13 protein-coding genes are annotated in these 14066 nt (G+C 61.9%); all 13 read left to right on the forward strand.

The window, feature by feature from the left end; genetic code table 11:
* The first annotated feature begins 2 nt into the window (after nt 1-2).
* The 13 genes from ACYQ8E_RS02475 (at nt 3) to ACYQ8E_RS02535 (ending at nt 13984) form a co-directional block, all read left to right on the forward strand.
* Nucleotides 3-1025, forward strand: coding sequence for an elongator complex protein 3 (locus tag ACYQ8E_RS02475; protein WP_066726683.1), 1023 nt, complete (start codon nt 3-5; stop codon nt 1023-1025).
* Entirely contained in the window at nt 1026-1934 is a 909-nt protein-coding gene (era, locus tag ACYQ8E_RS02480) for a GTPase Era (RefSeq protein WP_066726689.1), read from the forward strand.
* 67 nt (nt 1935-2001) lie between these two features.
* Nucleotides 2002-3318 (forward strand): ribosome biogenesis GTPase Der, encoded by a 1317-nt coding sequence (der, locus tag ACYQ8E_RS02485; RefSeq protein ID WP_066726690.1) that lies wholly within the window; start codon nt 2002-2004, stop codon nt 3316-3318.
* A gap of 112 nt (nt 3319-3430) precedes the next feature.
* Nucleotides 3431-5152 carry a DUF4388 domain-containing protein gene (locus tag ACYQ8E_RS02490; RefSeq protein ID WP_066726691.1) on the forward strand — a complete coding sequence of 574 codons (1722 nt, stop codon included), beginning with the start codon at nt 3431-3433 and terminating at the stop codon, nt 5150-5152.
* 17 nt (nt 5153-5169) lie between these two features.
* Complete coding sequence (locus ACYQ8E_RS02495; RefSeq protein ID WP_257722366.1) at nt 5170-5547, forward strand: response regulator; 378 nt, start codon at nt 5170-5172, stop codon at nt 5545-5547.
* Entirely contained in the window at nt 5547-7634 is a 2088-nt protein-coding gene (locus tag ACYQ8E_RS02500) for a chemotaxis protein CheA (protein ID WP_066726693.1), read from the forward strand. The genes ACYQ8E_RS02495 and ACYQ8E_RS02500 overlap by 1 nt, the downstream gene beginning before the upstream one ends.
* A gap of 35 nt (nt 7635-7669) precedes the next feature.
* Nucleotides 7670-8476 carry an ExeA family protein gene (locus tag ACYQ8E_RS02505; RefSeq protein ID WP_066726694.1) on the forward strand — a complete coding sequence of 269 codons (807 nt, stop codon included), beginning with the start codon at nt 7670-7672 and terminating at the stop codon, nt 8474-8476.
* An 18-nt stretch (nt 8477-8494) separates the two neighbouring features.
* Entirely contained in the window at nt 8495-9178 is a 684-nt protein-coding gene (locus ACYQ8E_RS02510) for a chemotaxis protein CheW (RefSeq protein ID WP_082820244.1), read from the forward strand.
* 22 nt (nt 9179-9200) lie between these two features.
* Nucleotides 9201-9572, forward strand: coding sequence for a response regulator (locus ACYQ8E_RS02515; protein WP_066726696.1), 372 nt, complete (start codon nt 9201-9203; stop codon nt 9570-9572).
* The gene (locus ACYQ8E_RS02520) at nt 9569-10111 is read left to right on the forward strand and encodes a chemotaxis protein CheW (protein WP_066726698.1); all 543 of its coding nucleotides are present in this window, start codon (nt 9569-9571) and stop codon (nt 10109-10111) included. The genes ACYQ8E_RS02515 and ACYQ8E_RS02520 overlap by 4 nt, the downstream gene beginning before the upstream one ends.
* Nucleotides 10112-10166: 55 nt before the next feature.
* Nucleotides 10167-11060 (forward strand): response regulator, encoded by an 894-nt coding sequence (locus ACYQ8E_RS02525; RefSeq protein ID WP_066726700.1) that lies wholly within the window; start codon nt 10167-10169, stop codon nt 11058-11060.
* Between the two features lie 21 nt (nt 11061-11081).
* On the forward strand, nt 11082-13091 hold the full coding sequence (locus ACYQ8E_RS02530) for a HEAT repeat domain-containing protein (protein WP_197463758.1): 2010 nt from the start codon (nt 11082-11084) through the stop codon (nt 13089-13091).
* A gap of 11 nt (nt 13092-13102) precedes the next feature.
* Nucleotides 13103-13984, forward strand: a complete 882-nt coding sequence (locus ACYQ8E_RS02535) for a CheR family methyltransferase (RefSeq protein ID WP_066726704.1) — start codon at nt 13103-13105, stop codon at nt 13982-13984.
* The last annotated feature ends 82 nt before the right edge of the window (nt 13985-14066 follow it).

Below are 14066 nucleotides of genomic sequence, written 5' to 3' on the forward strand. Positions count from 1 at the left end.
CGATGGAGATTTATCCGGTTTTTCTCGGCCAGGCCGGCTGCCGCCAGCACTGCATCTTTTGCAGCCGCTGGCAGGTCGCGGCCAATGCGCCCACTCCGGACCCGGCCACGGTGGCCGCCCAGCTTGAGGCGCAACTCCCCGTTTCGGGAAGTGGCGAGGTCGCCTTCTATGGCGGCAGTTTTACCGCTCTGGAATGGCCGCTGCAGGCGGCCTATCTGGCGGCCGTTGCTCCCGCCCTCGCCGCAGGTCGGGTTTCGGGAATTCGGCTCTCCACCCGTCCCGACGCCATTGACGATGCGCTCTGTCAACGACTGCTGGCCGCCGGAGTGCAGACGGTAGAGCTTGGCTGTCAATCCTTTGCCCCCCGCGTTCTCCGCGCCAGCGCCCGTGGCCACGATGCTGCGGCCAGTGGCCGGGCGGTCGCGGCGCTGCGCCGCGCCGGGCTGCGGGTCGGGCTGCAACTGATGCCGGGGCTGCCCGGAGCCGACCTGGCGGAAGCGCGCTTTTCCCTGGCCGCCGCCCTCGCCCTTGAGCCCGACTTTCTGCGCATCTACCCGACCTTGGTTCTCGCCGGCAGCCGGCTGGAGCGGGAGTGGCGGGCCGGTGCCTACCGGCCGCTGGAGCTTGATGCCGCCGTCGATCTCTGTGCCGACCTGCTCCATCCCTGCCGGCTGGCGGGAGTGCCGGTCATCCGGCTCGGGCTGCAGGGGGATGCCCAGCTCGACCGCGGCGCGGGGATTTGCGCCGGGCCTTACCATCCGGCCTTCGGGCAACTGGTGCGGGCCCGGCTCTGGCGGCGTGCCCTGGCGACATTGATCGAGCAGGACTGCCGGGAGCCGATTCATGTTCCGGCGCGCGAGTTCAGTGATGCCATCGGTCATCGCCGCGCCAATTTCGACTATTTCGCCGGTCGCCAGACCCCCCTGGTTTTGCGTACCGACCCTGGCCTTGCCGCGGCCACCCTGCGGCAGGGTCGGGAGGTCTTTTCCCTGCTGCATCTTGCAGCGCAGCACAACGAGGATTGAGTGACCACTGCAGAGAAAACGCCCTTTCATTCCGGATTTGTGGCTATTGTCGGCCGGCCCAATGTCGGCAAATCGACCCTCCTCAACCAGGTCCTCGGCCAGAAGATTGCCATCACCACCGCCAAGCCGCAGACCACCCGGAACCGGATCCTCGGCATCCATACCCTGCCGCAGGGGCAGATTCTCTTTCTGGATACCCCGGGAATCCACCGCGGCAAGAGCCGCCTCAATCGCCATATGGTCGATCAGGCATTTGCCGCCTGCAACGACGTTGACCTGGTGCTGCTGCTGGTCGAAGCCGACGACCCGGTTGGGGGTGGGGATGATTTCATTCTCGAGCACCTCGGTCGCGGCCGTGCGCCGGTAGTACTGGTCATTAACAAGGTCGACAAGGTTCGTCCGGAATCGCTCCTGCCACTGATCGACGCCTACCGGCAGCGTTTTTCCTTCCGCGCCATCGTGCCGGTCTCGGCGCTGAATGGGGAAGGGGTGGAGCGCCTCGAATCGGTCATCCTCGGCGAGTTGCCGGAAGGACCGTCTTACTATCCGGAGGATATGGTGACCGATCTCCCCGAGCGGTTCATTGTCGCCGAGATGATTCGCGAACAGATTCTCCACCGGCTACGGGATGAGGTGCCTTACGGCGTGGCGGTCGAGGTCGAGAGTTTCACCGAACAGCCGGACCGCAACCTGGTCGTGATCCAGGCCGTGATCTTTGTCGAGAAAGACTCCCACAAGGGGATCCTGCTCGGCAAGGGGGGAGCGATGATCCGTACCCTTGGCCAGGCAGCGCGCAAGGAGATCGAGCGCTTTCTCGGCACCCGCGTCTTCCTCGAACTCTTCGTCAAGGTGCAGAAAGACTGGACCGATTCGGAACGGGGACTGCGCCGCTTCGGATTTCATTCCTAGCCGGCATCAGGACCAGTCCAACCCGGGAGCACCCGATCGGGAGTCCCCTTAACCAGAAGTGACGGATATGCCTATTGTTGCCATCGTCGGCCGACCCAACGTCGGCAAGTCGACCCTCTTCAACCGCATTCTCGGTCAGCGCAAGGCGATCGTCGAGGATTTTCCGGGAGTGACGCGGGACCGGAACTATGCCGAGGTGACCCGCTTCGACAAGCCCTTTACGCTGATCGATACCGGCGGCTTCGAGCCGGTCAGCGAGGACCGCCTGCTGGTGCAGATGCGCGAGCAGTCCCAGCTTGCCGTCGAGGAGGCGGACCTGATCCTCTTCCTCGCCGATGGCCGGGAGGGGCTGACCCCTTCCGATCGCGAGGTCGCACAGATGCTGCGCCGGGTCGAAAAACCAATCCTCTACGTCATCAACAAGATCGACGGCGACCGCCAGGAAGAGGCGGTGGCCGAATTTTACGCCCTTGGCATCGACCAGCTCCTCTCCGTCTCCGCCGAGCATGGCCGGGGAATCGGTGATCTCGTCGATGCCATCCTCGACCTGCTGCCGCCGGCCCCGCCGGCCCCCTCCGAGCAGGACGAGACACGGCTCGCCATTATCGGTCGACCGAACGTCGGCAAGTCCTCCCTGGTCAATCGCCTCCTCGGCAAGGAGCGGGTGGTTGCCAACCCGACCGCCGGAACCACCCGCGACAGTGTCGATACCCCCTTCGTCTATAACCGTAACCGCTACGTGCTGATCGATACCGCGGGCATCCGCCGCAAGGGGAAGGTCAGCCAGACCCTGGAAAAGTACTCGGTCATCCAGGCATTGAAGGCGATGGACCGGGCCCACGTGGTCCTGGTCGTCATCGATGCCGTGGAAGGGGTGACGGACCAGGACCTCACCGTTGCCGGCTATGCTTTCGAGAAGGGGCGGGCGGTTATCATCGTGGTCAACAAATGGGACGCCGTTGCCGACAAGGACAACAAGTCCCATACCCGATTCACCGAGGAACTGCGGCGTCGATTCAAGTTTCTCGCCTTTGCGCCGGTCCTGTTCGTTTCCGCTCTGACCGGGCAGCGCGTCAACAAGCTGATGGCCGAGGTGGAGGCGGTCAGCGCCGAATTCAACCGCCGGGTGCCGACCGGTCAGCTCAACCAGGTGGTCGGGGATGCGGTCAAGAAGCACCCGCCGCCGATCTATCAGGGACAGCGGCTGAAGTTCTTCTATGCCACCCAGACTGCGGTGCGGCCGCCAACCTTCGTTTATTTTGTCAGCCGTGCCGAAGGGGTCCATTTTTCTTACGAGCGGTTCCTCGTCAACCACCTGCGGGAGGCTTTCGGCTTTTCCGGTTCACCGATCCGCCTGCAGTTCCGGGATCGGGAACGGAGATAAAACTCCAGGAAAGGCCTTTACTTGGAGTGGTTCCTGAGATATATTTTTTTCATTTAAATTTTAGCCTGTTACGTGGGCTTTCCGGATTCCCCTCCGGAGTGGAACCTATGCCATGAGTCTAGTCGGAAATCTCGAAGACCTCGGCCTCGGCGATATTCTGCAGATTGTCAGCCTGAGCCGGAAATCGGGAGTCCTGGTTTTGAACAGCCGGGGACGCGAGGGGAAGGTTGTTTTTCTCAACGGCCAGGTGATTCGGGCGACCTCCAGTCAGTTCGGGGAAAACCTCGGTGATCTGTTGCTGCGCAAGGGACTGATTACCGTCGAGGTTCTTAAAAAGGCGGTCTTCATCCAGCGCAACAGCGAGCGGCCGCCACGCCTTGGAGCGATCCTCTCCGACAAATTTTCCGTTCCCCAGGCGGAAATCGAAGCCGCGGTCAAGGAACAGATCGAGAAGATTGTTTACAGTTTCTTTGCCTGGGACCAGGGCTCCTTTGCCTTTGAACTCGGGGAACCCGGTGAGCTGGCCACCACCAGTTTCAGCCCCCTGCAGTTCATGCTCGACCAAGGGCTCAACCCCCAATGGCTCGCCATGGAGGGGAGCCGGATCCTCGACGAGATGCGGCATCGCGGTGAGTCTTTCGAAGAGGAGAAGCGCGAACCGGGGATCGATCTCGAGGCGTTGCTGGGGGAACCCTCGCCGGCATCACCCCCGACACGGGCAGCGGCGGTCAACGGCGAGGCGGAGCCCGGAGCGGCGCTGCCGGTCCAGCTGGCCCCCGCCAGCGGCGGGCCGTTGCTCTACCTGGTCGACGATGATGGCCAGACCGGCGAGTCCCTCTCCGTCTTTCTGCGCGATCGGGGTTTCAGCGCCACCGCATTCGATTCCGGTCGGGACTTTTTGACGGCAATTGCCCGCGCTGCTGCTGCCGGGGAAAAGCCCCTGCTCCTGATTGACATGATCATGCCGCGTCTCGACGGCAGTGGTATACTCGGTGGGCTCGAATTGCTCGATCAGGTCCGGCGGCGCTTCCCGGCCCTTACCGTGGTGATGATGTCCGACCATCCCAACTCGGAGGCGACAGAGCGTGCGCGCCGGCTCGGTGTTGAGGAGGTGCTGGTCAAGCCCAAACGCGGTGACCTCGGGAGCCCGCAGGGGCAGGGGCAGCTGGCGCAGATCGGCAAATCCCTGGCCGCTCATGCCGGCCTTCCCGCCCCCTCGCAGGGGGCGGGTGTGACGGTTGACCTCGGTGCCGAACTCTTCCAGGAGTTGGGGGTCGAAGCGTCTGCCGTCAAGGCCGACCAGGGTCAGAAGAGCCCGGGGTTGCACCTGCTGCGGGGAATGCTTCAGGAGCTGCAGAGCCCGGCGCTTGGCGGTGGCATCATTCTGCTGGTGCTGCGCTTCGCCAGCGAGATCATGAACCGTGCCGTGGTCTTCTTCGTCAAGGACGAGTTGGTGGTCGGGCTCGGCCAGTTTGGCATCGAAAGCCGGAACGGGAACGCCGATGCCCGGGTCCGGGAGATCGCCATCCCGCTCAGTGAAGAATCGGTTTTCAGTAAGGTGGTGGCAGAGATGGTCCCGCTTCGCACCCGTCTTGGCAGCGGGCACTGGGATAACCAGCTCCGCCAGCAATTGGGGGGCGGAAACCCGGCCGAGGTTTTCATCGGTCCGATCTTCAGTGAAGGAAAAGTCGTTGCTGTTCTCTATGGCGACAACTATCCTTCCCGGGATCCGATCGGGGACACGGAAGCATTGGAAATTTTCCTTTCCCAGGCCGGCCTGGCCATGGAAAAGGCACTTCTCGAGCGGCGCTTGCGCAGCCGGGATGGGCAATGAAGAGGAAGGGGTCGAAGGTGGCCAAAAAAATCCTGATTGCCGAAGATTCTCCAACCATGCGGTCGCTGATCGTTTCGACGATTGTTGCCCTTGGGGATTTTACCATCGTCGAAGCCGCCAACGGTTTCGAAGCGCTGCGGATTCTCCCCAGGGAAAAGGTCGACCTGGTTATTACCGATATCAATATGCCTGATATCAATGGTTTGGAGCTGGTGAGTTTTATTAAAAACAATCCCAACTATTCCACGACTCCGCTCATAATCATCAGTACCGAAGGGAGCGAACGGGACCGGGAGAAGGGGCTCGCCCTCGGTGCTGACGCCTACCTGGTCAAACCTTTCGAACCCCGGCAACTGCATGAGCTGATCCTGCGGTATCTGGGGGAGGCCAGCTAATGAGCGATAAGCCCTCTTCCCAGGCAATCCGTGAATTCCTCGCTGAGGCCGAGGAGATTCTTGAGAAGCTCAACGTCGACCTGGTGTCCCTCGGGGATAGCCTGGAGTCCGGGGAGAGTGACCCTGATCTGCTTAACAGTGTTTTCCGCGGTGCCCACTCCCTCAAAGGGCTGGCCGGGATGTTCGGCTTCACCGATATCTCCGATCTCGGCCATCACATGGAGAATCTTCTCGACAGCTTGCGCCTGGGAAAGGTTGCTCTTGATGCCCAACTGATCGAGGTCCTGTTCGGCGCAATCGATCTGCTGACCCAGCTGGTCAACGGTAAGGGGGAGTCGGAGGAATTTAGCCTCGACATTGCCCCCATGCTGGCCCAGATTGAGGCAACTCTCGGTCGGAAACCGGCAGCGGCGGTGCTGGCTGGTCCCGGTATCCCGCAGGAAATCCTCAATGTTCTGACCGAATACGAGGAACACCGGTTGCAGGAGAACCTGCGCAAGGGACGCAACCTGGTGCGGGTGAAGGCCACTTTCAGCCTGGCAACCTTCGATCAGGAACTGGCTGAAGTCACCGATATGCTCAAGAAGCAGGGGGAAGTGATCAGCACACTTCCCTGTGTCGGGGATATCTCCGACCGCATCGCTTTCCAGATCCTGCTGGGGTCGGAGAACCAACCTGCGGCGATCACTGCCGCGCTGGGCCGGGACGATCTCGCCGTGGAACTTTTGTGCGCGGGTACCGGTCAAGCGGCCCCGGCTGAAAGTGAGACGGTGCCCCGGGGTGATCAGGCCGGATCCGAAATGCCGCCAGCACCCCCTCGCAGCGTCGAGGACTCGGGGACCGAGACGGCCCGTGACGGCGGTGAGGGCTCCGCCTCCCTGCGCTCCATCAGCCGCACCGTGCGGGTTGATATCGACAAGCTTGACCAGTTGATGAATATTGTCGGCGAGCTGGTCCTCTCCAAGGGCGCGATTGCCGATCTGACCCAGCGCCTACGCGGGCTCGGCGACAACGAGGTGCTTGGCAACCTGCAGAAGGCGACGCGGATGCTGGAGCGGCGTCTCGATGAGCTGCAAAAAGGGGTCATGGAAGTGCGCATGGTCCCGATCGCCCAGTTGTTCGAAAAGATGACACGGATAGTGCGGAGGGTCGCTGGCGAACAGGGGAAAAAGGTCTCCCTCGACATCCGCGGTGCGGACACCGAACTCGACAAGCTGATCGTCGAAGATCTCTCCGACCCGCTGATGCATATCATCCGTAATGCCATCGATCACGGCATCGAGTCCCCGGAAGAACGCCTGGCCTGCGGCAAGCCGGAGAAGGCAACGATCAGCCTCTGGGCTTCGCAGAAGGGGAACCACGTTGTTCTCGAAGTGATCGACGACGGGCGCGGCATCGATCCGGAGAAAGTCCGCCGTAAAGCGGTCCAGAAGGGACTGGTCGCCGACAACACCGAGTTGAGTCGGGAAGATGTCTTTGACCTGATCCTGGCTCCCGGATTTTCCACCCGCGACGAGGTCAGCGAGCTCTCCGGACGGGGCGTCGGTCTTGACGTGGTGCGCAACAACATCGCGGCCCTTTCGGGAATGCTCGAACTCGACAGTGAGCCGGGTGAGGGGACCCGTTTTGCCATCACCCTGCCGATCACCCTGGCGATCATCAAGGCATTGATTGTCGAGACCTGCGGACGCACTTATGCCATCCCGATCAACTCGGTTCTGGAAACCCTGATGCTCGAACCATCGGCGATCCGTACCATCGAAAAACGGGAGATGATCGAACTGCGGCAGACGACCCTTCCGCTGCTGCGGCTCGACGATGCCTTCCGGCTGTCGGCGGCTACCCGCCCGGTCGGACGTTTTTTTGTCGTAGTGGTCGGTCTGGCGGAGAAACGGATGGGGATTGTCGCCGACCAATTGCTGGGCCAGCAGGATGTCGTCATCAAGAGTCTCGGGAATACGCTCTCCTTCGTGCGCGGCATTGCGGGGGCTGCTGATCTTGGCAACCAGAAGACGATCCTGGTGCTCGATGTCGGCGGGCTGATGGGGGAGGCGTTGCGCGGCGAGTTCTCCGCCCTCAGCAACTGATGCCGGCGGGGGATCCCCGGGGCGGGTGGTAATCTATGTACCAGGCATTCTACGGTTTGCAGGAACGACCGTTCAGCAAGACTCCCGATCCGCGCTACCTCTTTCTGAGCCGTAATCACCGGGAGGGGCTGGCGCGGCTTGCCTACGCGGTGGAAGAGCGGGAGCTGGTCCTCTTGACCGGGGAAATCGGCTGCGGCAAAACAACCCTGTCGCGGGCCCTGATGGATGAGCTTGACGACAGCTACCGGGTCCTGCTGATTGTCAATCCGCGCCTGACCCCGGTTGAGTTCCTGCGTACCCTGGCGCTGCGCCTCGGCCTGCCGGAACCGCCGCGCACCCGGATCGATCTGCTGGAATCGATCGGAACGGAGCTGGTGCGGCTTTACCAGGAAGGGCTTTGCCCGGTCCTGGTCCTTGATGAGGCCCAGCTGGTTCCCTACAAGGAGACCTTCGACGAGCTGCGGCTGCTGACCAACTTTCAGCTCGATGATTGCAATCTGCTGAGCGTGGTCATGATGGGACAGCCGGAGCTGCGCAAACGCCTTGCCCATCGTGCCTATGAACCGCTGCGGCAACGGGTCGGAATGCAGTTCAACCTCGGGCCCCTGACCCTCGAGGAGACGGCAGACTATCTCGAACACCGGATCCGGGTGGCCGGGGGGCCGCCAGGAATCTTCGCCGCCGGCGCGGTGGAGCAGATTTTTCATTACTCGGGAGGGATCCCGCGCAAGATCAACCACGCCGCAACCCTTGCCCTGCTTGAGGGTTTCGGGCGGGAGGCCCGCCGGATCGACCGGGAAGTGATGGCCGCGGTAATGATCGAACTCGATCTGTCCCCCTGAACGGGGAGAGAGGCGTTTATGGATTTGGCCGACATCCGTAAAAAAGCCCGGGGCAGCAAGCCCGGACCGGTTAAACCGCCACGCTCGCCAGCGCCGGCAGATACTGATGTGCAGCTGCCGGTTCCGGTTGGGGCCGGCGAGCTTCCGCCACCGGCCCCGCGTTCCGGTCGCGATCGTCTTGCCGAACTCTTCGAATTTCCTGCAGAATTCGACCTGGCGACGGAGGAGAGTTACCTTGAAGGGCTGGAAAAGCAGTCCACCGAGTCGGTGGAGGATCTTCGCCAATGGCTGACCTTTTCTCTTGGCGCCGAGGACTATGCCCTCGATATCCAGCAGATCAGCGAGATTATCAAGCCCCGGGAAGTGACTGAAATTCCGCGGGCTCCCGATTTTGTCCTCGGGGTTGTCTCGCTGCGCGGGATCATCGTGCCGATTTTTGATCTCGGCCGCAGGCTGCGCTTGGCTCCGGCCGAGCTCAGCCCGGTTTCACGGATCATCGTCTGTCACGGGGAGGGTCGCAGTGCCGGTCTCCTGGTCGATCGCATCAATCAGGTGATCCGGCTCCCCGAGCGTTCTCTCGAACCGCCTCCGTCCGTACTTGCCGGTCTCGACCGGGACCTGCTTACCGGGGTCGGGCGCTACCAGGAGCGGATGTATATTTTACTTCACCTGCCGAGCGTACTTAACGCCGAGCTGGTCTGATGCCAAGGAAAGGAGAAAGCCTGTGGGCAAGAAAAAGATTCTCATCGTCGAGGACGAGGAAAGCCTGCTAAAACTGGAAAGCATCCTGCTGACCTCGAAGGGATACGAGGTGAGGGGGGTTGCCAATGGCAGGGCGGCGCTGGAAGCCATTGCCGCAGAGGCTCCCGATCTGGTCCTCCTCGATATCATGCTGCCGGAGATTGACGGTTTTGAGGTTTGCCAGCGGATCAAGGAAAATCCGGCAACGGCAAAGATCCCGGTCGTCATGCTAACCGCCAAAAAGAGCCGGGAGGATATGGCTCGCGGTGAAAAGGTCGGCGCTGACTGGTACATCACCAAGCCATTCAAGTCTGCAATGGTTATCGAAACGATTCAGCGGTTTCTCAACCGATGAAACCGCGCAACGAGCTCGCAGCAACCTCCGGTGCGGACCAGGCGAGTCGCCAGGAGATCCAGCTGGCCTGCTTTCGTATCGGTGCGGAGTATTATGCCCTCGATATCCTGCGGATACGGGAGGTCATTCGGCCGCAGAAGCTGACCCTGGTACCCAAGGCCCCGGAATTCGTCGAGGGGGTGATCAACCTGCGTGGAGTGGTGATTCCGGTCGTCGATCTGCGCAAACGGTTCGGTAGCAAGGTCGACGGTGATGGCAAAAAAGTGCGTACCATTATCTGCGTGCTGGCCGGAAAAATCCTCGGGCTGGTCGTCGACGAAGTCGCCGAAGTGCGTAATTACTCCCGCCAGGAAATCCAGCCGGCGCCCCAGTTTTTGCGGGGGCGGGGTGCTGAATTCTTTCTCGGCGTCTGCCGCCGCGGGGATGACCTGGTCATGATCGTCGACCTGGAAAAGATCTTGAGCTCCGATGAGAAGATCGATCTGCAGCAGGTCGAGTTTCTCCCCGACCGAAAGGGTGCCGGAACCGCAGCGCCCTGACTACCGACCCCCGACCGCAGGCCGGCCGGAATCCTATCCATGAGGTCGTTAACCTATGATCGTCAGTTGTCCCGAGTGTGCTGCGCGGCTGCGCCTCGATCCCAAACGTCTGGCCGGCAAGCGCGTCACCTTGCGCTGTGCCCGCTGCCGGAAAATTTTTCAGGTGGCGGTCCCTAATCCGCGGAAAACGGGAGAACCGTTGCGGGTACTGATTGCGCACAGTGACGAGGGGCTTTGCCAGGCGGTGGTGGAGATCCTCTCGCGCGAAGGGCTCAATGGTGAGGTCTGCCATGATGGGCACCAGGCATTACAGACCTTGCAGCAGAGCGGGGCTCAGGTAGCGGTTATTGATGTGGCCCTCCCCGGGCTGCTTGCATTCGAACTGATCGAGCAGTTGCGCAGTGAACCTGGACTCAAGGATCTGCGCATAATTTTGCTCTCCTCGGTTTTCAACAAGACGGCGTACAAACGCACACCGACCTCCCTTTACGGGGCCGATGACTATATCGAAAAACACCATATTCCCGATGACCTGGTACCTAAAATCAATCGCCTGGTGGCCAATGCCCGTTCCGGCTCCACCAACGCTGGCGTCAGGGTGACGGTCGGGGACGACTATGCCGCTGAACAAGGGTTCCTCGAGGCGATGAATGACAAGATCCAGCAGGCCGAAGAGCAGGAAACCCAGGCCAGTGGCGAGGACGAGGCACGCCAGAAGGCACGGCGACTGGCGCGCATTATCGTCTCCGATATTGCACTTTACAACCAGGAGCGGGTCGACGAAGGACTGCGCAGCGGCCGATTTTACGAGCTCTTTGCCAGCGAAATTGCCGAGGGGAAACGACTCTTTCTGGAACGTCACCCCGCCGGGGGGGAGGCCTCGATGAAGGTCCTTGAAGATGCTTTTGAGGCTTTTATCCGGCGCCGGCGCAGCGAACTCGGCCTCTAATCGTTAATGCAGGGGAAGATCGTGGACAAACGACGGGAACTGGAAGATCGATTGGCAGCGCAGGAGGAAGAACTGCGCCTGCAGGGGCTCAAGGAACTGGGACGGCTCGGGATCGGGGAGTCGCTGCCGGCTCTCTACCGGGCGCTCGGCGATGAAAGCTGGCGCGTGCGCAAGGAGGCTGTCGATCTCTTTCTCGCCCTGCCGGCCGCCACTTCCCTCTGCGGTGAAATCTGTGAACACCTGCATTCGCAGGATAACGCCGGCCTGCGCAACGCCGCGGTAGAAATTCTCACCCGCATTGGCCGACCATCCCTCCCGGTCCTTCTTGAAGAACTTACCTGCCAGGACCACGACGTTCGTAAATTCGCTCTGGATATCCTGGGTGAAATCGGCGACCCGGACGCTGCCCCAGCGATGGTGCGTTCCCTGGCGGATGAGGATGACAACGTTCGCGCGGCAGCGGCGGAGAATCTCGGAAAGCTGCGGTCGGTCGAGGCGGTCCCGGCGCTGCTCGATGCGCTTGAACAGGCCGATCTGCTGCTGCGGTTCACGATCCTGGAAGCTCTCGGGCAGATCGGGGCGAAAGTTCCCGTCGACCGGCTGTTGCCCCTCGGGGCTGACCGCATGGTTCGCAAGGCCCTCTTTGATTGCCTGGGGCGGGTCGGGGGGCTGGAGGCGCTGCCGGTTCTGGTCGCAGGGCTCGATGATGAAATGCGCAATGTTCGCGAGGCGGCCACAGTTGCCCTGATCGGAATCGGGCGGCAGGGCGGAGCTGACTTTTGGCGGCAGTTCGCCGAGTTGGCCGGCCCGAGTCGTGCCGATGCCCTGGTCGAACTCCTCTCCAGCACCAGCGAGGCGGTGCGGCACGCCGCCCTGACCCTCCTCGGTGCCTGCGGCGAGACCCGGCATGCGCGTCATCTGCTGACCCTCTCCGAGGATGGAGCACTGGGCGAAGCTGCCATCCAGGCGTTGACGGCGATGGGGCGACATGCGCCCTGCTCCCTTACCGAGTTGTGGCCCGAAGCCGACAACCGCACCCGGACCTGCCTGGCCTATGTCATTGGTGCCGCACAATGTCGCCCGGGCTGCGGCCTCCTGATCGAGGGGCTGGGGAGTGACGATCTGGACCTGCGCCTGATGTCGGCCCGTGCTCTCGGCGAACTGGGCGAGACCGTGGCTTTTTCTCCCCTGGTTGCCGCTTTGCAGGAACCTTCCGAGGAACTGCGTCGCGAGGCAACCCAGGCCCTGTCACGAATGGCAGCGTCTGCCGCAACCGAAGTTGTCGGGATGCTGCGTCCTCTCGTCAGCGAAGCCGACCCCGGTTTGCGTGCCGCCGCCATCCGGATTCTCGGCGTCTGCGCCGCACCCGAGGTCGGGGGGATGCTCCATTTTGCGCTCAAGGATGAAGCGGCCGAGGTTCGGCGGGCTGCAGTACGGGCCATCGAGGCCCGCCCCGGCGCGGAGCAGGTCACTTCCCTGATGCTGGCCCTGACCGACGAAGATGCCGATGTCCGAAGACTCGCCGCCGAGGCCCTTGGCGCCAGTGGCGAACAGACGGCAGTCAGCGCTCTGGAGCTCGCCCTCAAGGACGAGGATATCTGGGTGCGGGCGGCTGCTGTCCGTTCCCTCGGCCGCATTGGCGGCGCGGAGGCCGGGCGGCTGGTTGAAGGGGCGCTGGGCGACCCGGTCGGGTTGATCGCCATTGCCGCCCTTGAAACCCTGGGACAGCTCGATCCGGGGAGGCTTGAATCCGCGGCCATGCTCGCCCTCAGGCATGCCGATGAAGAGGTGGTCAACTCCGCCATCCAGCTGCTTGCCGGCAGCGGCAACCGCGCCTGGCTCGAAACCAGTGGCAGCGATCTGCTCAACCACCGTCATTGGGAAGTGCGGCTCAATGCGGCTCGCGCCATGGCCGCGCTGCTTGGTGCCGGCGCCGTTGCTCCCCTTGAGGCCCGGTTGCTGATCGAGGGGGAGGACCTGGTTCGCCAGGAACTCCAGGATCTGCTCCTCGATTACCGCTCCGTTTCCTAGGTAGGACCGCAATGCTACTGTTCGCCCCGGATATCCCGATGAGTGCTGACGAATTCCGCCTGTTGCGGGACTTCGTCTATCAGCATTGCGGCCTGAACTTCACGGAAGACTCCAAGTATCTGCTGGAGAAACGACTCGGGAAGCGGTTGCAGCATCATCACCTGAAGAGCTTCAAGGATTACTATTACCTGCTGCGCTACAACCAGAACAAGGATCAGGAGCTTTCCGAGGTTGTCGATCTGCTGACGACCAACGAAACTTACTTCTTCCGGGAAGATTTCCAGCTGCGCAGCTTCACCGAGGAGATCCTTCCGGAGATCCGTCAGCGCAAGGAGCAGATTGGCGACCGTCGGCTGCGGATATGGAGCGCCGGATGCTCCACCGGTGAGGAACCCTATACCATCGCCATGCTTCTGCTCGAGCAGCCCGCCTTCGCCGACTGGCAGATTGAAATTGTCGGGACCGATATCAGCCAGCGGGTGTTGCAGATCGCCCGCAAAGGGGTTTACGGCAGCGCCTCCTTTCGAACGACCCCCCCGTCGCTTCAGCAACGTTACTTTACCGAGGTGGAGGAGGGGAAACTGCGGATCGCCGATCGGGCCAAGAACCTGGTGACGATCAGCCACCTGAATCTTTTCGATGCCCCCCGCGTCGGGCTCCTGGGGCGGATGGATGTCGTCTTCTGCCGTAACGTCATCATCTACTTTGATCTCGCGGCCAAGAAACGGGTCATCGACAGTTTTTTTCAGCGCCTGCGCCCCGAAGGGTTTCTTCTGCTCGGCCACAGTGAATCGCTGATGAACGTCACCAATGCCTTTGTCCTGCGCCATTTTGTGCACGACATGGTCTACCAGCGGCCGGCCCTGGCGTCTGCGTTCGAGGCCAAGCCATGAGCAGGCCGGTCCGTGTTCTGGTTATCGACTCAACTTTCGCACCGATCAAAACACTGCAACAGAGCGAAAACACGTGGATCTT

The organism is Desulfuromonas carbonis, assembly GCF_054658035.1.